18 protein-coding genes and 1 pseudogene are annotated in these 21,058 nt (G+C 38.9%); all 19 read left to right on the top strand.

Annotated features, from left to right (window positions below):
- The first annotated feature begins 232 nt into the window (after positions 1 to 232).
- The 19 genes and pseudogenes from ABE65_RS19050 to ABE65_RS18960 all read left to right on the top strand — a co-directional run bounded on the left by ABE65_RS19050 (position 233) and on the right by ABE65_RS18960 (position 21,037).
- Positions 233 to 1,300 (top strand): PD-(D/E)XK nuclease family protein, encoded by a 1,068-nt coding sequence (locus ABE65_RS19050; protein ID WP_066398469.1) that lies wholly within the window; start codon positions 233 to 235, stop codon positions 1,298 to 1,300.
- Between the two features lie 205 nt (positions 1,301 to 1,505).
- Positions 1,506 to 3,146: pseudogene (locus ABE65_RS19045) on the top strand (ribulokinase).
- A gap of 203 nt (positions 3,147 to 3,349) precedes the next feature.
- Positions 3,350 to 5,140, top strand: coding sequence for a T7SS effector LXG polymorphic toxin (locus ABE65_RS21625; RefSeq protein ID WP_231887916.1), 1,791 nt, complete (start codon positions 3,350 to 3,352; stop codon positions 5,138 to 5,140).
- Between the two features lie 24 nt (positions 5,141 to 5,164).
- Positions 5,165 to 5,635, top strand: coding sequence for an SMI1/KNR4 family protein (locus ABE65_RS19035; protein WP_066398467.1), 471 nt, complete (start codon positions 5,165 to 5,167; stop codon positions 5,633 to 5,635).
- A 499-nt stretch (positions 5,636 to 6,134) separates the two neighbouring features.
- On the top strand, positions 6,135 to 7,238 hold the full coding sequence (locus ABE65_RS19030; RefSeq protein WP_231887829.1) for an alcohol dehydrogenase catalytic domain-containing protein: 1,104 nt from the start codon (positions 6,135 to 6,137) through the stop codon (positions 7,236 to 7,238).
- Positions 7,239 to 7,358: 120 nt separating this feature from the next.
- Positions 7,359 to 8,120 carry a DeoR/GlpR family DNA-binding transcription regulator gene (locus ABE65_RS19025; protein WP_066398465.1) on the top strand — a complete coding sequence of 254 codons (762 nt, stop codon included), beginning with the start codon at positions 7,359 to 7,361 and terminating at the stop codon, positions 8,118 to 8,120.
- A 230-nt stretch (positions 8,121 to 8,350) separates the two neighbouring features.
- Positions 8,351 to 9,394 (top strand): ABC transporter ATP-binding protein, encoded by a 1,044-nt coding sequence (locus tag ABE65_RS19020; protein WP_066398462.1) that lies wholly within the window; start codon positions 8,351 to 8,353, stop codon positions 9,392 to 9,394.
- A 1-nt stretch (position 9,395) separates the two neighbouring features.
- The gene (locus ABE65_RS19015; protein ID WP_066398459.1) at positions 9,396 to 10,274 is read left to right on the top strand and encodes a carbohydrate ABC transporter permease; all 879 of its coding nucleotides are present in this window, start codon (positions 9,396 to 9,398) and stop codon (positions 10,272 to 10,274) included.
- A gap of 122 nt (positions 10,275 to 10,396) precedes the next feature.
- Positions 10,397 to 11,137 (top strand): carbohydrate ABC transporter permease, encoded by a 741-nt coding sequence (locus ABE65_RS19010; protein ID WP_228116180.1) that lies wholly within the window; start codon positions 10,397 to 10,399, stop codon positions 11,135 to 11,137.
- A 29-nt stretch (positions 11,138 to 11,166) separates the two neighbouring features.
- Positions 11,167 to 12,456 carry an ABC transporter substrate-binding protein gene (locus ABE65_RS19005; protein ID WP_066398457.1) on the top strand — a complete coding sequence of 430 codons (1,290 nt, stop codon included), beginning with the start codon at positions 11,167 to 11,169 and terminating at the stop codon, positions 12,454 to 12,456.
- Positions 12,457 to 12,741: 285 nt separating this feature from the next.
- A complete protein-coding gene (locus tag ABE65_RS19000; protein WP_066398456.1) occupies positions 12,742 to 13,509 on the top strand; it encodes a glycerophosphodiester phosphodiesterase family protein in 768 nt (255 codons plus the stop codon).
- 48 nt (positions 13,510 to 13,557) lie between these two features.
- A complete protein-coding gene (locus tag ABE65_RS18995; RefSeq protein ID WP_066400377.1) occupies positions 13,558 to 14,016 on the top strand; it encodes an MgtC/SapB family protein in 459 nt (152 codons plus the stop codon).
- 20 nt (positions 14,017 to 14,036) lie between these two features.
- The gene (locus ABE65_RS18990; protein WP_066398452.1) at positions 14,037 to 15,077 is read left to right on the top strand and encodes a phage baseplate protein; all 1,041 of its coding nucleotides are present in this window, start codon (positions 14,037 to 14,039) and stop codon (positions 15,075 to 15,077) included.
- Between the two features lie 105 nt (positions 15,078 to 15,182).
- Positions 15,183 to 15,425, top strand: coding sequence for an excalibur calcium-binding domain-containing protein (locus tag ABE65_RS18985; protein ID WP_416202853.1), 243 nt, complete (start codon positions 15,183 to 15,185; stop codon positions 15,423 to 15,425).
- Between the two features lie 176 nt (positions 15,426 to 15,601).
- The gene (gene galE / locus ABE65_RS18980) at positions 15,602 to 16,615 is read left to right on the top strand and encodes a UDP-glucose 4-epimerase GalE (protein ID WP_066398442.1); all 1,014 of its coding nucleotides are present in this window, start codon (positions 15,602 to 15,604) and stop codon (positions 16,613 to 16,615) included.
- Between the two features lie 479 nt (positions 16,616 to 17,094).
- The gene (locus ABE65_RS18975; RefSeq protein ID WP_330998128.1) at positions 17,095 to 18,075 is read left to right on the top strand and encodes an O-antigen ligase family protein; all 981 of its coding nucleotides are present in this window, start codon (positions 17,095 to 17,097) and stop codon (positions 18,073 to 18,075) included.
- Positions 18,076 to 18,942: 867 nt separating this feature from the next.
- On the top strand, positions 18,943 to 19,293 hold the full coding sequence (locus ABE65_RS18970) for a YwqH-like family protein (protein WP_066398432.1): 351 nt from the start codon (positions 18,943 to 18,945) through the stop codon (positions 19,291 to 19,293).
- Between the two features lie 32 nt (positions 19,294 to 19,325).
- Complete coding sequence (locus ABE65_RS18965; protein ID WP_066398429.1) at positions 19,326 to 19,616, top strand: YwqI/YxiC family protein; 291 nt, start codon at positions 19,326 to 19,328, stop codon at positions 19,614 to 19,616.
- Positions 19,613 to 21,037: a ribonuclease YeeF family protein gene (locus ABE65_RS18960; protein ID WP_066398427.1), complete on the top strand. Its 1,425-nt coding sequence runs from the start codon at positions 19,613 to 19,615 to the stop codon at positions 21,035 to 21,037. The genes ABE65_RS18965 and ABE65_RS18960 overlap by 4 nt, the downstream gene beginning before the upstream one ends.
- The last annotated feature ends 21 nt before the right edge of the window (positions 21,038 to 21,058 follow it).

The raw sequence follows: 21,058 nt of genomic DNA, 5'->3' as shown, positions 1-21,058 counted from the left end.
TCATATGATTTGTTGAAAATAAAAACCCACAAACTTGTTGTAGGTTATAAAGATACTTTGTCAGATAACAGACTAAACCGGTAAAATATACCTACAATTAATGTTTTTATACCTTTATATGTAAATTATACCTACTTTTATACTATCACGTCTGGTAAAATATACAATGGAAATAAAAGACTGATATATGGCAATGACCTTGGAAGACTTACTGCGGTAAGGAGTGAAAGAGATGCAGACAACATTTAAAAGACTATACGATTTAGTGAAATATTCTACCACCAATCCATTAGAAGACTATTTAACGGAGTTAGTTGCGCCTATTTTTAAAAATAAAAAAATATTAACCAGTTTTATTCATAAATTCATGCATAAGGATTTTAACGAAATAGATAAGATAAGAGTTTCTACTCAAAAGACGTATAACAAATTGATTAACCATGAAACCGATAGTAGACCAGACTTAGTCATTACTTTTGAGAATAAGAAAGGTAAGCATATCTTCTTTTTGGAAAATAAATTAGGTAGTGGAGAAGGTCGATTTCAGTTAAAACGTTATTATGATCATCTTCAAATACATCATTCAAAAGGTTATTTTACATATTTGCTATATGTCACTGAAAAATATGATCCTAAAGAAAAAAATGAATATTCCGCATTAGGAACTCAATTTCATCAGATTCAATGGTATCAAATATATGATTGGCTACAGTTATTTGAAGAAGATCTATACATAGAAGAAGTTATGAGATATATGGAGGTTAATGAATTGAACAAAAGTAGAAAGTTTTCCCCCGTTGATATAAATGCATTGCAAAATCTATACAAGCTACAATCCATGTTGGACGATACATTGGGAGGAAAGCTGAAGCACTCATTTGAATTATTGTTTGGTAGGCCAATGCAATGGATTAACAGAGCAAAGCAATTGAGAGATTATAACAGATATGTATTATTTAGTGACCAAAGTGATTGGAAATTTGTTGGTTGCGGGTTCTGGTTTACAGATGATGAGTATCCTGATATTTCGGTTTTCTTAGAAGTATCAGCAAATTGCAGAAACAAAGACAAACTAATAAAAGCGATTGAGAACTTCTGTCTTGAATATCCTCAATGGACATTTGAAGGTCCAGAGGATGACAAGGATGAATTTATTGTTTATGTAGATCATTCACTACTAAATTTTTTATCTGAGCCTGACCATATTGAAAGTGTACAAAATTATATAATTGAGAGATTAGAAGAATTACATACGCTTAAAGCCAAGTTCCCTGAGTTAAAATGGGAAGCTAGAGGATAGATAGTATTTTAAGCATTCCACAAATGGAATGCTTTTTATATTTTATACATTCGTAATTTGCAAATTTATTTATCAAAAATGGCGTTGAAATGTTCATTTATGCAAATTATAGTTCCTTATTTACTCACTTCTGCTCATTTATATTGAGAATCCCCTAAATTTTCTATATGATAATGAAAAAGCGCTTACATAAGAGGTGAATAAAATGTCCGGTTATTCAATAGGTATTGATTTTGGCACAGAGTCTGGACGAGTGCTCGTGGTTGAAGTTAACACTGGAACCATAAAAGCCGTAAGTACCGTTCCCTACAAACACGGGGTCATGGTTGATGTCCTTCCAACAGACCAACATGTTCAGATTCCTCCTGATTTTGCCCTGCAGCATCCTCAAGATTATCTCGATGTGTTATATCATGGCATTTCTGCTGCTTTGAAAGAAGCTAACATCCATCCCCATGAAGTAAAAGGAATAGGAATTGACTTTACTTCTTCTACTTTTATCTGTGTGAATAAAAATCTCGACCCGTTATGTTCGTTAAAAGAATATGAAAATAATCCTCACGCGTGGGTAAAACTTTGGAAGCATCATGGGCCAAAAGAAGAGGCGCAAGCGTTGTTGGACAAAGCGCTCTCTGAAAAAAGTGAATGGATGAGAAGGTACGGTTTTACAGTCTCAACAGAGTGGTTTATTCCAAAATGTCTTGAGACGATTAATCATGCACCTGATGTGTATGAAGCTACCGACTACATGTTAGAAGCGGGAGATTGGATCGTTGCAAAACTGACCGGTAAAGTGGTGAGGAGTAATTGTTCGCTTGGTTTCAAAGCTTTTTGGAGTGAGGAAGACGGTTTTCCGCAAAAGTTCTTTGAAGAATTAAATCCTACTTTAGGTCAGATGGTACATACAAAGTTACAAGGAAAGGTAGGCAAGGTAGGTCAACGAGCGGGCTGTCTAACAGAGGAGATGGCAAACTCATTAGGCTTACCTCAAGGGTTACCTGTTGGAGTCTCGATCATTGATGCTCATTCTGCTCTCCTTGGTGTTGGTGCATCACGTTCTAATCAACTCACGATGGTGATGGGAACATCAACGTGTCATATGACGTTAAATGAGGAGTTTATTCAAGTGCCGGGCATCTCAGGGGTAGTGAAAGAGGGCATTCTTCCTGGTTTCTATGCCTAAGAAGCGGGTCAATCGGCAGTAGGTGATCTGTTCGGATGGTACGTAAAACAAGCACCAGCTTCATATGTGGAAGAAGCGAAAAAACAAAATTTATCTTTATTTAAATATCTGGAATCCCTTGCGAATCAGAAGGAACCAGGAGAAACTGGCTTGATTGCATTAGACTGGCATAATGGAAATCGGTCTGTTTTGTCTGACTCTAACTTAACTGGTACTTTAATTGGTCTGACGTTGCAAACAAAACCAGAGGATATTTATCGTGCCTATCTTGAAGCTACAGCATTTGGATCAAAGATTATCATTGATAATTTTGAGTCTTGGGGAATTGCGATTGATCGTGTTTATGCGTGCGGCGGGCTACCACAGAAGAACGAACTGCTCATGCAGATTTATGCAGATGTTTTAAACCGAGAGATCCATGTGTCTTCCACTAATCATGCTTCAGGGATTGGCGCGGCCATACTTGGTGCCGCTGCAGGAGGATTGGAGTTAGAGGAAGTCGTACAATCTATGAAACAACCTTTTTTAAAGACGTACTATCCAAAGCAAAAGCATGTTGAAAAATACGAGGCGTTATTTGAACTGTACAAAGAGATTCATGATGAGTTTGGCTACAAGCGTCCTCATGTAATGAAACGGTTAAAGCAACTGACTTTAAAATAATTCGCGATCGTAAGGATAGGAGGACATTCATGTTCTCCTATTATTATTTTAGCGATAATTCTAGGAATGACTTACTAGGGCAAACTCTCTAAAAACAGTACAATGTGCGGTTTAATTTACAAATACTAGGGTATAAGATTTAATGGTAAATTTTAACGGTTACTGTGCTGTGAATGAAAACTTTAGAGAGGGCAACGGTGAATATGGGAAGCAAAGTGTATGAAGCACCAACTTTAAAAGCTGCAACCAAAGAACGAGCCCAACACTATGAGAGGTTACGAGAACTGTTTGTTGGATTAAAAAAAGAGTTTGGTAAAATTGTAGATGACGGGCAATTTCAAGGACATGGAGCAGAAGCGATCAAAGGCTTCTATCAAGCGCAAAGTGTTATCGTAGACGCATGGCTTCGGTTCATTGATGTGAACATCGAGTTTTTTAAAAGCATTCCAGGGTATGCTGAAGATGCTAATTTGGCAGAAAACACACTGGTCCAAGTTCCGTTTCTCGAGGAAAATGTTAGCCAAGGATTAAAATCAGCAAAAGACAGTGTCGCTGATCAACAGGAATCTCTACAGAACATATTTAATGGGATCAATGATCTTGTATCATTGACTGTCTTCTCAAAAGATCCATTTGATGAGCAGATGGATCAAGCCGAAAAGAAACGGACGCGAACCGTTGAAGCGGTTAACGCAATCGACCAGCAGCTCACTCAAGAATATCTTGGGTTACAGAACCTAGTAGAGCAAGTGAACGAATTGTACTCAGCCATGATAAACGCAACGCGTCAAGGCGAGAATATCTCTCCACTATACTTTAACGCAGAAGCTTATAAGACGAGCTCAGTGTTTCAGATGCAAAGCGAACTAAAAACGCAAGCAGCAGGTTATGTGGAGCATAAGAGAAGTGAACGAAGACTAAAAGAGATGAAGAGCCTTTCAGAGATGACGAAGCAACAATCGATAAAAAAGGAAGACAAAGGCTTTTTCACAGAAATTTGGGATAACGTTCAGAGTGGATCTGGTAGCGCTCTTGATGATACCGTAGACGGTCTTGTGTATATGGTGAAAAACCCAGGAGAAACTTTCGATGGATTAAAATATGCCGCAAAGCACCCCATCAAAACAGGAAGTGCGGCTTGGGATCAACTATCCACATCATTTAACGAAGAAGTTATTCACGGAGATGCGGGCAGCCGGGCGCACTACTTTTCCTATATGGGCACCCAGCTTGGAGTTAGCGTCTTAGGTGGAAAAGGGATTGATAAGCTCTCTAAAGTGTCAAAAGTAGATCTGGCCAAAGGCATGGGGAAAGTAAAGAAGCACACGTATGTAGTGAACAAGAAATCCACTGATTATCTTGAGAGATTTAATCTTTTGTTTGCGAAAGAGAGAATAGTTACTGCAGAAGGTTATAGTTTTAACGCAAACGACTTAGAAAATATGAAAAAAGAAAAGGCAATTTTGCAGGCTTTTAAGGTGAGAGAGGTTAAAGATAAGGGTAATGTAAACTTTAAAAATATTGATGAGTTTATTGAAGGTACCAAAACTTTTGATGATGTTGTTGATGATTTTGCTCGGCTATACAGTGAAAAAATCCAAACAAACAAAATTTGGTCTTGGAATAAATCTTTTCATGGTGGAGAGTACTTAACTGCTCGGCAGCGTAAATTAATAAAGGAGAAAGCAATTGCAGGTGGCCAAATTCCAAATGTAAATGTTATTAAAGCAGATGGATTGAAGTATGGTTTTGCAGATTTTAAGAGTGCTGGACTTGTGGTAGATACAAGATATTTACCAAAAAGCCTCTGGTTAAAGTCTGACGAGGCACAATTTGAATGGCTAGATAACATTATTGGAGGAAGACCAGAAGGAATGACATGGCACCATACTGAAGTGCCAGGTAAAATGGAGCTAGTACCTTTTGGAATACACAATATTACTATCCATAATGGTGGCAGATCTACTGGAATGTGGGCAGATGCTCCAAGATAGCTTGTAATGAAAGGAGAAGAAAATATGAAAATAAAACAGGACACTATAGTAAGGCCATTGCCTTCAGTGGAAATAATAAAAAATCACGAAAAGTTTTGGAGACTTTCATTACCTGAGTCTTTCTTAGAATTTATAAAAGAAAATAATGGTGCAGAGGTTGAGGAAGCAACATTTGAGTGTAACAACCGTGATTATGCAATAGAAAGGTTTTTGTGTATATTAGATGATATTGAGAATCATCCAAAAGGAATTTATGACATAGATGTTGTATATTCACAAATAGGCGAAAGGTTAACTGATAATGAGGACTTATTAGGAGCAGAGGTATTGCCGATAGCTAGTGTATTTGCGGGGGACTTTGTATGCTTAGATTTTAGAACAGATAAAAATAATCCATCTGTTTGTGTATGGTCTCATGAAGAATCCGGTGAATTTGAGCCTGTTACATATAATGTGGCAGAAAATTTTAGTGAATTTTTAAATATACTTGAATAGGAAGAGGTAAATGATTAAGAAGATATAAAGAGTCATTTTGAACTATACCAAAGATTCTATATTTCTTCATTGGTATGCTGCAAATATATTTGTTTAAAGAATTCAGCTTGTAATTTTGGTACGGTATTATTAATGTTTCATTTAGCAGATGGGTAGATTTTGACTCTCAAGTTATTTCTTTTGACCCAAAATTAACAAAAATTCAAAAATTTAAACTAAAGAAGAGCAATCCAAACATGCCTGATGTGCTCATCAATAAATCACCAGGAGATCTGGTTGACGTTCCTAAAATATAACATTTTATCCGTTTAAACCCTTGAAAGATGAAAATACTTTCAAGGGTTTTTTATGTCTCTCTTTTGCTCAATCCTGCTTAATAATTCTTGACAGACCCACACTGTATGACTATTATTTACATTAACGAGCATAAATGAACTTTAAATGAGCGAAAACGAACAAGCTAAAGCCTACATGGTCTTCATACGAGGGGGAATGATTTGTGCAGGAACAGTCAATCCATTCAAGGACGTATCGTTTATTAGGTCCTTATCAGATGGAAGAGGTTACCGTTAATCGAACGATTAATGAAGGTGAAGTGGTTGTTGAACCGCTGATTGCAAGCATCTGTCATGCAGACTTACGTTATTTTATGGGGCAGCGAAAGCCTGAAGTACTTACTAAAAAACTTCCTATGGCCCTATTGCACGAGGGAATCGGAAGGGTAGTTGAAAGTAAGAGTAACTCAGTAAGCGTTGGAGATCGTGTTGTGATTGTTCCTAATATTCCAGGGCATCTGCTTAAAAAGGGACATCCTGAAGAGTGTAGTTCCTACTCGCAACAAGAGTTCATCGCCAATTATGGAGAGAAGAATGTGTTCTTGGGAAGCGGCTATGATGGAATCGCTCAAAATCGCTTAGTTCTACCAGCTGAATGCGCCATTCCTATCCCAGACTCACTTCCTAATGAAATTGCCGTTCTGTCAGAGCTTTGTACCGTGTCCTATCATGCGCTCAGTCGCGTTAAGCAGAAGTTAGAATCTTCTCAGAACACGACGGTAGCGGTTTTTGGAGATGGTCCAGTTGGATATTTGACCGCTGCTATGATTCACCATGTCTATAATCTTGGCCCTGAGCGATTGACGGTATTTGGTGCAATCGATGAGAAGTTGAAACAGTTCACGTTTGCTTCAAGAAAACTAGTCCAAAACTATGATTTTAAATCTTCTAAAAAGGTAGATATCATTGTAGAATGTACGGGTGGCGCTTTTAGTGAGCATGCGATCAACCAAGGAATTGATCTTGCCGCACGCGGTGGAACAATCATTTTGATGGGTGTTTCAGAAGATCGAGTTCCAATTAATACAAGAGATGTTCTTGAAAAAGGGCTATCGCTTTATGGCAGCAGCCGCAGTTCGAGTGCAGATTATCATGCAGTGATGAAAGCGATGGAGAATATAGAATACCAAAAGACACTTAGAGCGATCCTACCGAAAAGTAATACACCGATCCACAACCTATCTGATTTTCAAACGGCTATGAAATCAGCTTCCGAACATAGACATTGGGAAAAAATTATTTTAGATTTTGATTGGTCAGCTTCCTAAATACAATTCTTGCTTTTCTTCACTTGAAGGAAAGCTTTTTTATTAAATAAACACAAAAAAACATAAATTTCATGTAAACTAACAGAAACAAACAATTGGTGTATGTAAGGGGAGAACGTTATGTTAGCAGCAGAAAGAAAAGCAAAGATTATTGAATTTGTAAAAAGGACAAACATTGCAACGGTCACACAGCTTTCTGAGGAGTTTAATGTGCATGAAGCAACGATCAGAAGAGATCTTTCAGAAATTGAGAGAGAAGGTCATCTGAGACGTACGCATGGCGGCGTCATATTAGGAGAAGGCATTCACTCAGAGCCTTCATTCACAGTACGATCAACCGAGCGTGTTGAGGAAAAACAGCGCATTGGAGAAAAAGCAGCCGAAATGATTCAAGAAGGCGATAGCATTATCTTGGATTCTGGAACGACAACGTTTCAGATTGCAAAATATATCGCGAACAAAACGAATATTACCGTTGTTACGAATGATATCAACATAGCCGCAGAGCTTCGTGATTCAAAAGGGATCAAGGTCATCGTAACAGGCGGTGTGCTTTATCCAGAGAGCTTTATGCTAAACGGTATGTTTACAAACGATGTACTAAAAAAATTACATGTTCATAAAGCATTCATTGGTACGCCAGCGATTCATCCTAAAAAAGGACTGACTCATTTTGAAGAGCTTTTTGTACCAGCGAAGATGGAGATGATTAACGCTGCAAGTGAAGTAATCGTTGTTACCGATCACACGAAACTAGGCGGTGTTTCTCTTCACATGGTTTCACCAATCAATAAGGTAGATAAACTCATTACAGGTGAAGAAGCTTCAGATACGCAGATTCAACAGTTCAAAGAAAGTGGAGTAGAAATCATCATCTCTTAAATGCAACTAAATGAGCATTAATGAGCACTTAAATGTAAACTTTATGTAAAAACAAACATTTTCAAGCGAAAAGTGATTGACATTTTTGGAAATATTCTTTAAATTTAATATAAATCAACAAAAACAATCATTATAGCGCATTTGTAAAGACATTTTATATTTGTAAGCGCTTTATTAAGATTTTGTAAATGTTTAAGCAGAGAAAGTTGTTTGCAAAAGGGGGAGCGTCAATGGCATCTATTGAGTTTGTGAATGTGACGAAAGAGTTCGAGAAAAAAGATATTATTAAAGATCTTAACCTCACAATCAAAGATGGAACGTTTACCGTTTTGGTAGGTCCGTCAGGATGCGGTAAGACGACATTGTTAAGGATGATCGCTGGAATTGGGCCGCAGAGCTCAGGAGCTGTCTTGATCAATGGAGATGATGTTACAGCGGTGGCACCTGGAAAACGAGGAGTGGCCATGGTTTTTCAAAACTATGCGATCTATCCGACGATGTCTGTAAGAGAGAATATCGAATTTGGACTTAAGAATAACAAAGTAAAAAAAGAAGAACGAAGAAAGTTGGTAGAAAGCATCAGTGCTGCTGTTGGTCTGACGGAATATCTAGACCGAAAGCCTTCTACACTTTCTGGCGGACAGCGTCAGCGTGTGGCTTTAGCTCGTGCGATGGTTAAGCAGCCTTCTGTGTTTCTGATGGATGAACCACTGTCTAACCTGGATGCCAAACTACGAGCGCAGATGCGACTTGATCTGATCGAGCTGCATAAAAAGTTAGGCACTACCTTTGTTTATGTAACACATGATCAGGTGGAAGCCATGTCGATGGCAGATACAATCGTGCTGATGAATAACGGATTGATTCAGCAAGAGGCAGCACCTGAAGAAATCTATCATGAACCGAACAACCTCTTCGTGGCTCAGTTTATCGGAACGCCGCCGATGAATATTGGAGAACTCGGTGTGGATGGCGTCAAGTTTGGATTCCGTCCAGAGAGTGCGCAAACATCTGATACGCCGGTTGGTGAATATTTGAGTATGGAAGGCGAGATCGCAACTCGTGAGATGCTTGGCTCCGAAACGCTTTACCAAATGAAGTACAAAGATAGTGCGTTCATGCTAAAAAGCAATTATGCCTTCTACAAAGTAAACCAAAAGATACACATAGGGGTCCCTGAAGATAAGCTCTATCTATTTGATTCAGAAGGGACACGAATCAGAAGAGACCATGAACGTTATTCCTCGTATCTTGAAGCTTTAAGAGGTTATTGATATGAAGAAAAAGACGTTCTGGGAAACCTGTAGACCTTATGTCATGATCGGTCCGGCCATGATTGGTATCTTTTTGTTTGTGATCTATCCGATGCTCTATTTAGTCTACCTTAGCTTCTTCAAATACAATTTATTGAACAGTGCGATGAGTCGGTATGTTGGCTTTGAAAATTATATTCAAATTTTCAACAGACCTGATTTTTATAAGTCGCTTACGAACACCGTGATCTACACGGGTGGCGTTGTTGTTCTGACGATGCTCATCTCCTTGTTTTTTGCGGTTTGGCTCAAAAAACAAACACGCTTGAATTACATTATCCAAGCGGGAATCTTCACCCCTCATATCATTTCAATCGTTTCCGTTTCACTCGTATGGCTATGGCTGATGGAACCGAATCTAGGATTTCTAAATTTTGCTCTAGAGAAATTAGGTCTTCCAACATCACAATGGCTGCAAAGCTCGAAAACAGCACTTTTTTCTATTATTATCGTATCGGTTTGGCACGGCATCGGGTATTACGTTCTCATTTTAGTCGCAGCGTTGCAAGGCATATCGCCAAATATCTATGAGGCGGCGGAACTCGATAACACGAGTAGATTCAGAGTGTTCCGCAGAATTACACTGCCGCTGATCTCACCACAAATGTTCTTTATCTTGATCATCATGACGATCGGCTCGTTCAAAGTCTTTGATACGGTTCGAATCATGACAGGTGGTGGACCGAACAATGCAACGAATACGCTTGTCTACTATATTTATGGATTCAGAACGACAAACATTGGTTATGCGGCTGCTACTGGGGTCGTGTTGATGGTCATTATCGGTATACTAACGTTTATCTATTTCCGTTTGATGTCGAAGAAAGTTCATTATCAGTAAGTTCATAGAAAGCTAGATAGAAAGGGGGATCATAGGTTTTGAAAAAACATAACGTTTGGTTGTCGGTAGATTTCTTGCTAAAAGCAGCCATCTTATTCGCCTTTATTTTTCCGTTCCTATGGATGATCTCGACCTCGCTTCAGACGTTTCAGGAGACACTCAGCGTTCCGCCTACATTGATCCCGTCTTCACCGCAATGGATCAATTTTGTAGAGGCGATGACGTCAGGACCGTTTGCAACTTATGCGAAGAACTCAATCATCATTACGCTGTCGATCATCGTCATTCAATTTCTTGTGATGATTCCGGCCGCCTATGCGTTCGCTAAATATGAGTTCTTTGGGAAAAACGTACTTTTTGCTCTCGTGTTAATCGCGTTTATGATGCCAGGGCAGGTAACTTTTATCCCAATCTACTTAATGATGGCAGATTGGGGATTGATCAAGACATTGATTCCGCAGATTCTGCCTTTTATGTCTAACGCGTTTGGAATCTTCTTGCTCCGACAATATTTCATGCAGATTCCTGAGGAGATTATTGAAGCAGCGAGGCTCGATAATGCGAGTGAATTTAAGATCATGTGGAAAATCATGACGCCGATGGCAAAGCCGGCACTCGCTACAATTGCACTTTTCAGTTTTGTCAGTCACTGGAATGATTATTTCTGGCCACTCGTTATGACAGATTCAAATGAAGTTCGGCCGTTAACGCTTGGTATTGCGATGTTAAAGCAATCTGAAGGAATCAGTAACTGGCACATTATTATGGCTGGTAACGTGGTATTGGTTATTCCGATTCTAATCGTTTACTTATTATGCTCCAAACAGATCGTCAAAGCTTTTGTGTATTCAGGTATCAAATAAGTTTTATAAAAGATGGGGAGGGTTATGTTATGAAATTGAAGTACGTATTAAGTGCAATGGCTGTATTGGTGTTTATGATGCTAGCGGGCTGCCAAGGTGAAACTGAGAAAACGAGCGGCACGAAGTCCAAAGAAGGCGGTACGGCAACGATTCAATTTTGGCATTCATTAGGCGGTAAGAACGGTGAGTTCATGGATCAGTTGATTAAACGATTCAATGATAGCCAGGATGAAGTGAAGGTAGTCGGTACTTTCCAAGGAGCTTATGATGAAACATCGACTAAGCTTCAACAATCGATTTCAGCAAGTACAGGTCCTGATGTTACGATGCTTGAACGTTCATATGTCCAACAGTTTGCAGAGTCTGAAGTGCTTGAAGACATGACACCTTATCTAAAAGAAAGCGGCTTGAAAAAAGGTGATTTTACAAAAGGTCTGATGGGACATTCAACATTTAACGATAAGCTTGTTTCATTGCCATTAAACCGCTCAACGCCAATTCTTCACGTGAACAAAACGATCCTAGATGAAAAAGGCTTAAAGGTTCCTACTACGTGGGATGAATTAAACGAAGTAGCAAATGCGCTTGTTGTTAAAGAAGGCGACAAAGTTACACGCTATGGTCTTACGATGCCTTACGATACGTGGTACCCGATCGCTATGATCTCTCAATCAAAAGGAACGTATTTTAACAAAGATAAAACGTCTATCGGATTTGAAAAGAATGATGTTGGCGTTAAAGTGTTTCAATATTTAAAAGACATGCAGAAAACAGGCGCTCTTTATTATCCGCCAGCACAGGATTCAGGAAACATCGTAAACCAAATGTTCGCTGCTGGAAAAGTGCCTCTAATGTTCCAATCTACTGGGGTGATTGGTGACATCAGCCAGAATACAGATTTTGAGTATGTAACGGCTTTTCTACCTAAAAACAAAATTCATGCTACGCCAACAGGTGGCGGAAACGTGGCGATGCTTGCAGGATCTGAAAACAAAGAAGCGGCTTGGAAGTTCATTGATTTCATGATGGAAGATCCGAAGGGGTTACAACAGTTTATCGTTGAAACAGGATACCTTCCGTTCACAGAAAAAATGGTGAATTCAAAAGAAATTCAAGATCTATGGGCAAAAGAGCCGAACAAAAAAACAGCATATGATCAGTTAAAATATGCAGTAGACAACAATAAGAGTGTCGTTTGGCCAGAGACGATGCACGAGTTCTTTTCAGCAATTGAAGCGATCATGTACGATGATGAAGAAATCGAACCAACCCTTAATCAATTCAAAGGTGAAGTAGAGAGAATCCTCTCCGAAAGTTAATGCAATGACCAAAAAGCCTAGAGAAAACAGTCAGTTCAATACGTCTAACTGATGACTCTAGGTTTTTTGTTTTATCTTACTATTTTTTAGAAATTTTCCTTCTTAGATAGTTGATTGAAGTGAAGGTGCGAGACTCCTGCGGGATTAGTGGGACAGGAGAGACTCTTAATAGCGCATAGCGCTAAGAGGCTCACCGCACACCCCGCGGAAAGCGAGCAACCTAGAACGGAAATCAGCCACATGCAAAGACAACAATGATAACCCTAAAAGGAAAGGATGAAACAAATGATCGAGCAACTAAAAAACACCGATACCTTTTTTATCGCGGGCCATCGCGGATTTATGGCAAAGTACCCTGAGAATACACTCATCGCGTTTCAAAAAGCGCTAGATGCTGGAGTCGATATGCTCGAATTCGACCTTCGCTTTTCAAAAGATTCCGTACTCATGGTCATTCACGATGATACGGTGGATCGAACGACGAACGGTAAAGGAAAAGTTAGTGATTTTACCCTTAATGAGCTAAAAAGTTTATCTGCAGGAGTAGACCCTGATGGACAATTCCATACGATTCCAACTTTAGAGGAATTTTGTGAGTTGTTGAAATTGTATCCTGATGTTCTTTTTAATGTAGAGATCAAACCGAGTCCCGATGCTAAACGTGTGGCGGCTGCAACCATTCAAACGTTAAAGGATTACGATTATCTACCGCGATGTGTATTTACGAGTTTTGATGCAGATATCGTTGCGTATATTCATGACGTTTATGGTCTTCGGACACAAGGCTTTCCGGGGGAATTGATGTTCAACTTTGTACCAGGACCGAACGGAACCTATTCGAAAATGTGGGCAGCGGGCATAAGTATGAAGCTGCTTTCTACCGAATTAGTAGAGGAATTTAAGGATTTAGGTATTTTAAGCTGGTGTTATTGTCCGGATACAAAAGAGCAAGTGTCTCAAGCTCTCGAATTAGGCATCAATGTTTTAACGTGTAACAATCCGTTACCCGCCCTGGAAGAACGAAAGAAACAAAAAGACGAGATCAAAAGTTAAAGGAGGACGACCTTGCATATATCCTTTCCTTTTATAGTGAATTATGAGATGTATCTTCGTGTTTTAGTCAGCGCTATCTTAGGCTTTTTGATCGGCTGGGACAGAGAATCAAAGAGCAAGCCAGCTGGGATCAAAACATACATGTACGTGTGCGTAGCGAGTACATTGATTACGTTGATCTCAATATATAGTGTCGATGAGTTCAGTACGATGAGCGATACGATCCGAATGGACCCGATGCGATTGACGGCGCAGATTGTAGCTGGTCTCGGGTTCTTAGGCGGTGGCGTCATCATAAAAGACGGCGTTCAAGTGAAAGGTCTCACATCAGCTGCTATGATTTTATTAGCTGGTGGCGTTGGAATTGGCATTGGGGCTGGCTTCTATGGCATTGTTAGTTTTGCTGTTGTTATCTCCCTCGTGTTAGCAAAGCTCGGAAACCATATGGAGAGTAGAAAAATGGCACGTCTTGAAAGGGAAATGAACAAGAATGAAGTGCATTTATAACGAATAGGAGGCTACTACTTATGAATACATGGAAAACGAACGTTGTTAAAAAAAGCGTAGGTATGATAACAGTGTTGGCCCTTTCATTAAGTCTATCCATTCCAGCAAGTGCGAAACAAAGCGTTCCTCATTCAAAAGTCTTTGATCTTGAGGCTCCCGCACATGAACTATTTCGGGATAAAGCTCTACATAATGGAACGGTTCAACAATCTTTTGGATTCGATGATGTAAATGGGCATGTGTATGTGATGCAGCTGATGGCAGGCGGCATCCAACTGCCAGGTGAAGATGCTCCGGTCAGTGGGGCTACTCGCAGTCTGAATGGCGATCTGACGTTAACGAAACTTGATCTATACGGAAACAAACTCGGTTATATGTATTTAAAAGGCTTTGGGCACGGTGTGCAAATGGGAATTGAAACAGAAGATGGTGTTCCTTATATTTGGTCCGAAACGGATTCAGTTGCAGAAGGTAAAGAAGGATGGGGAACACAGCTGTCGCGTTTTCCATTTGTAGATGGTGCAATTCTAACGCCTGATTCTGCTTCTTTAGAAAAACACCGTTTGGTAGAAGGAGCTGATCGAACGACGGTAAACATTGATTCAGCCAACAACCTGCTCACCATGCGGTATCGAGTGAATGGTGTTTTTCATTTTGGTGTATTTTCGTTAGATGATATAAAAGAAGGAAGGTATGAACCTGTAGCGGATGTGGTGCAGCCCTCTCTAGGCACATTTCAAGGGTTTGCAAGCTACGGCAGTTTCCTCTATCTTCTTGAAGGCAACGCATATGGTTCGAACGGATCTATTGCACCGATCGGAAACACGTATATTACGGTTGTGAATCTTGAAAATGGTGAAGTGGTGGATCGAGAGTTATTTACAGGAGGGCAAGATCTTTCATTTAGAGAGCCAGAAGGTCTTGGGATTCGTGTCCCGGATATTCGTCATCCGCATAAAGCACAATTATATGTAGGATTTGCATCAAACTTTACTCCGAATCGCTTGTCTAATCTGCTATATATAGATGAATTGAAGCCGTATAGTCGATTCGTGAAGTAAATAGACATTTCTAATAAAAATATTATTGCACCCTAATAATGGATGGTTTATCATAAATAGGTAAATGTTAGGAGGTGTAGTACTATGAAAAAGTTGCTTCCCATTATGATAACTTCTGGGCTGATTGTTGGAATGATTACCATCCCGACTGAAGCTGCAGCACCTAAAGCAAAAACGTACAAAAACTGTACGGAATTAAATAAAGCGTATAAAGGTGGAGTAGCTAAAGCTTCTAATGTTAAGAACAAAGGTGGAAAAACAAAATATAAGCCATATGTTTCGAAAGCTCTTTATGAAGCTAACCAAAAAAGTGATCGTGATAAAGACTTAATTGCTTGTGAACGATAACAATAAACCATTACGTTACGAAGTCTATCTATACAAGGATAGACTTTTTTTGTACGACGACCTTGAGAGCGGTTTAATAGATTCTCTTTGTATAATAGAAGCGTTATGATAAAGTAAAATTTAAGACATGATTACGCATAATGAGACTCATTTAAAGATATATTGGAGGGAATGAAATGGCTATTTTAGTCACAGGTGGAGCAGGGTACATCGGCAGTCACACGGTTGTACAACTCATACAATCCGGATTTGAAGTCGTTATTATCGACAATTATTTAAATAGCGATCCAGAAGTATTGAATCGACTACATACGATTACAGGAAAAGAGATCAAGTGCTACGACATAGACCTATTAGACAAAGAAAAGGTCCAAAACGTTTTCTCTGAAAACAACATTGAGGCCGTTATCCATTTCGCTGGATTAAAAGCAGTAGGAGAGTCTGTTGCAAAACCTCTTTATTACTATCATAACAACATTACGAGCACGCTAGTTTTGTGTGAAGTGATGAAAGAAAACGATGTGAAGAAGATTGTGTTTAGTTCTTCTGCTACTGTTTATGGAACAGCTGAGACGGTACCTTTGACGGAAGACACACCACTCGGCGCAACAAATCCATATGGCTGGACGAAGTTGATGTTAGAACAGATCTTTAGAGATCTACACACTTCTGATGAAGAGTGGAGCATTGCTCTTCTTCGTTACTTCAACCCAGTTGGAGCGCACGAGAGCGGCTTGATCGGGGAAGATCCGAGCGATATTCCAAACAACTTAACGCCTTATATCACGCAGGTCGCTGTAGGTAAGCTCGATAAACTTCGTGTGTTCGGTAACGATTATGATACAGAAGACGGAACGGGCGTACGTGATTATATCCATGTGGAAGATCTTGCGAGCGGCCACTTGAAAGCTCTAGATAAAGTGCTGACAAACCCGGGAGTTGACGCGTACAACTTAGGAACAGGCAAGGGCTACAGCGTCATGGATATGATTCACACGTTTGAAAAAGTGAATGGTGTTGATATTCCATACGAAGTGATCGACCGCCGTCCTGGTGATATCGCAGTCAGTTATGCAGATCCGACAAAAGCTAGACAAGAGCTCGGTTGGGTCGCAGAAAAAGGGTTGGAAGATATGCTTCGCGACTCGTGGAACTGGCAGCAGAAGAATAAGAACGGATATAAATCATAATGCAAGAGGAGAGAATCTACGAAGATTCTCTCCCTTTTTTTATGTTCTTTAATGTAATTGCTAGAGATTGTTAAGAAAATATAGCTAACGTGAAGAAATCGTTTGGTTTCCGTAAAAGTGCAATATCGTTAGACTTTTTCAAGTATGATGAGTTAATGCGATTTTGAAATGAAACTTATACGATGAAGAGGTTGAATATGGCTAAATCTATTATCGGTTTTTCTAGTAAGTATTTTTTCGAAATAAGCATCTTTCTTTGTTTTTTTCTCCCTCCTTTAGGTATTTTACTCGTATTAATAAACGGATGTTACCATTTGCATATTACTTTGAAAGAGGGAAGAAGGGTTCAGATTACGCCAGGACTTTTTTTACTGGGAAGTTTATTTCTTTCAACCATTGGTTCGGCATTATTCAATAAGGAGTATTCTTACTTTTTGATTTCCGCTTTACTCCTCTCTTATATGGGCTTGTATGTGAAAATGAAAAATAACAACGTTCAAAAGACTTTATCATCTATTAAGTGGATTACCATTTGGGGCGGACTTTATTTTTATGCACTTTATCCTGTTCAAAAGATGTTCATGAAAAATATGTATGTAAGCTATTTGACAGGTACGGCCCTAATTGGACAAACTGAGATTCAACAAGATTATGAAAGATTGATGGGTGCTTCATACAATCCTAACCTGTCAGTCGCACTCCTATTGTTCGGCCTTTCATTTTTACTTGGGGAGTGTTTGAAAAGTATTAAAAGTGCTTCTTATAAGAAGCTAGCACTGCAAGTAACAGTAGTGGGCATGTTGGTTCACGCGATTTTTTTAACGGGATCAAAAGCAGGGTTTGGAATATTAATCATCATCTTTACGCTTTTTATTTTTAGATGGAATCGCTTATATGCGTTGTTCCTTACCTCAATCATGCTGATAAATATTCACTTTATCTTAGAACTAATGCCAAGAAAAGCTAGGCTCTTCGCATCCGCTGATATGCGGAAGGTCATTTGGGAACGATCTATTCATCTCTGGCAGGAACATTCATTATTTGGAATTACACCTATTGGATTCCACCGAGAATATATGAATCTTTACCATGATAATATACCGCACGCTCACAATATGGTTATCGGTATATTCACAGAATACGGATCCCTTGGTGGTGTTGCATTGCTCATTGTAATCTCGATTCATGTTTACAAGATGCTTTCGCTGTATCTATCTAATGTAGCGAGTAAAAAACACCTTGATACTTTTTTGCTGTCATTACCGATTATCTTGCTGACGGGTGTTTTTGATTATGTCCTGTATTCTCCACAAGTAGCTCTTATTGCCATCATATTACTAGCCACTTGGGAGAAGTACACCGCACGTCTAAACTTGGTCCACCCACGTATATTAAGTTTTGTGAGAAAGTGGAACGTGGATCTAACGGTTAAACACGGTAAGAAAAAAGAATATCTCTAATTCTACCCCTTCTTCATAGCGAGAAGGGGTATTTTTCTCTCACATCCCGAATACGTTAAAACAAGAACGTATAATTGACGATACACTCTATGAGTATAAGATCATGATATCGTACGAATTATGTAAGAAAGTACAAGTATCAACATAGAGGTGTTATCAATGAACAAGAATCCTTCATTTGCAAAGGGATGTCTTTGGGGTCTGTTATTATCTATTCCGGTATGGATTGTCTTGATTGTCCTGTTTCTCTTATTAAGGAAATTATTCTAGTAATCCTAAGCGTATGTTCTCTAGCAATTCTGTTAAAACTACTATTAGAATTTAAAATCTAGTAATAGTTAGGAGAGCGGGATATGGAAAGAAAAGGAGATTTCTTTGTAGGTTTGTTTTGGGCACTTCTTTTTTGCATTCCATTATGGTTATCGATCTTCGGCTGGTTAAATCTTATAAAGCGATTTTGGTAGAACCTCGGCGTGTTAGTGGCCGGGGTTTTTGTTTTTAATAATTGAAACATTCAAGGCATCATTTTATAAAAACCACACGGCAAACTAATTCTTGCCATGTGTTTTTTTAACTTTTGCCCTTCTAAATAGTTAAGTTTCTTTCCCGAGTACCCCATCATCCTAATTCGTCTACGGAGTACCCATTGGAATTATTATAAAGGTAGCCATATTGGTTTAACATTTATAAGAAAATGGTAAATAAGTTATATGTTAATTTTCCAAATCCATACAAATTAGTAGGTTAATTAGTACAAATGAGGGATTCAACCTTTATTTTCCTTATTCTAACATGGTAATAGACCTAAAATAGAGTGTTTAAAGTTCATTTGAAACGTTATTTAGTTACGAGGAAGGAGACTGTGGAGTGGATCTTAATCTAATCAGTTATCATTATTCTTCCATGATCAGGGAGAAGCAGGAACAAATTCTTAAGTTACAGAGGGCAAGCAGTGAACTAATGAGTTATCAAGGAGAACTTGGTCAATTAGGACCAAATCTTCTAAAGCCAAGTTTACAAGCTGAGACCTGGATGGGGCAGTTAGCGAGTAAATTTGAAGATGGGAGAGAAGAGATTCAAATAGCCTTCAAAGAGTTAGAGAGCGAACAGTTTTCTGAAGTATTTCAATCGATCTCATTAAAGGTCACTCAGCTTCAGAACGAGATTGAGAGTTTGCAAAATCAACTTCAAACGATGCAATTACAATTACAGAAGTGATTCATTAATTAAAATAAAAAGAAGTGGTGAATATGAAAGAAATTAAAATTCAATATGGTAGTGTTGAACACTCATTAAACCAATTCAGAACAGCGATACAGGGATTCAAGCCCTCCATCAACGTTCGTGATGATGGAAAGAACTCTCTTGAGACTATGGATGAGCTTGTAGAAGTTAGTCAGCTTATGGAACAGTTATTTACGAACTATGTAAGTTTGCTTCAGAAAAGTGCTGTTATGTCCGAAAATGCGGTTGAGAGTATGCGCGAAACAGATGCAGAGGTGTCATCAACTATTTCATCGGGTAAAGGAGTCGTAAAATGAAAGTACTAGATGTTTCCAGTCTAGATGCATACCTGGATCAGCTTGAAAAAAGTAATCATGAAAAGAAAGAATCCTTAAATGAAATACAACGAGCGATAAACGCTCTTGTACATCTAGAATCTTCCTTTACAGGAAAAGGTGCAGATGCAATTAAATCTTACTTTTCATCCTGTCACCTCCCTTTAATAACAAGATTACAAGAATACTTTAGTAGCTTTGATGAGAAGATCAATACTTGTAAACAAGCTGTCTCTGCGTTTGAACCTGCTGACATGGGTAAAGTCCGACAAGATTTTTTGGAAGGAGATATCTTACCTCCACTTTTAAAAAACCAAAACGAAATCGAACAAATAACTTCAGATGCTAACCAAGTGATCTCAAGTATTTCTTCCATCGTTTCCATCCAGCAACTAGACGATACTTTCGTTAATCAACAGATTCAAGACTCTAGGAAATTTGTAAAGAAAGTGGTCCGTGATCTAGAAGAGATGGATGCAGAGCAAGCAACATCTATTAGCGAGTTGAAAAGTGAACTGACTTTTCTTAATCAATATGTAGTAGAGGTTGAAGGAAAGATAAAATCTGGACAAATTACTGTTAAAGACTTCTCACCTAATCAAGTCACCACGTCCTATCTTCATCATTTAATGGTTACAGGCATCAAAGGGAAAGCTAGTTCTTTAGACTCTACGTATGCAAGCTTTACTCAAAGTAGTGTTTACAATATGATTCAAAATAAGAATCAAGTCTATGATTTCTTAGGACTTGCCTATTATCCATCTACAAGTGCTTCTAAAGGAATAGAGAAAGATACAGATTATTTATCAGGTAACACAAGCAAGACTGGCGACTTTACATTTTCTGCTGGAGCAGGGAAAATGGAGAACAAATGGGGAGGCTGGGATGATTTCACAAGCGGAAAAAGCCAGCTTGGTGGAAGCAGTACGCTAACCGGAATTCATTCTAGTATAAAACACGATACGGAGATACTAGATAGCTCATTTTCACAAGATATTGGAAAATTAGAGGGTGAAGCAAGCATAGGTGGAACGAGCCTTCTGCCTGTAGTAAAAGCAGGTGCTACTGTTTATTCGGCTAGTGCCGATGTGAAAGTAGATGAAAGATACTCTGATTATGCAGTTGTTAACAAAGTAGGTGCTAAAGGAGAAATATTAAAGGCAAATGCTTATGCAGGCGTCGATAACAACTCGATTGGTTTTGGTGCAAAAGCCTCGGTAGTAGAAGGAGAAGTTTCGGGACTTACCCCAATCCCGTTTACAGATTATAATATTAAAGGAACCATAGGAGGCTCAGCGTTCGGAATAGGCGGTGAAGCCAAAGTAGGTAAGGAAACGGTTATTGATCTCAGATTCCTGTTAGGCGTTAAGCTAGGCATTAGTTTTGAAAAAGATGAAGATTGATAAGTAAAAGGAGAGATATAC

It is taken from the genome of Fictibacillus phosphorivorans, from assembly GCF_001629705.1.
GTDB classification, from domain to species: Bacteria; Bacillota; Bacilli; order Bacillales; family Fictibacillaceae; genus Fictibacillus; species Fictibacillus phosphorivorans_A.
Note: the sequence above shows the minus strand (reverse complement) of the source record. Positions and strands in the feature narration are given on the sequence as shown.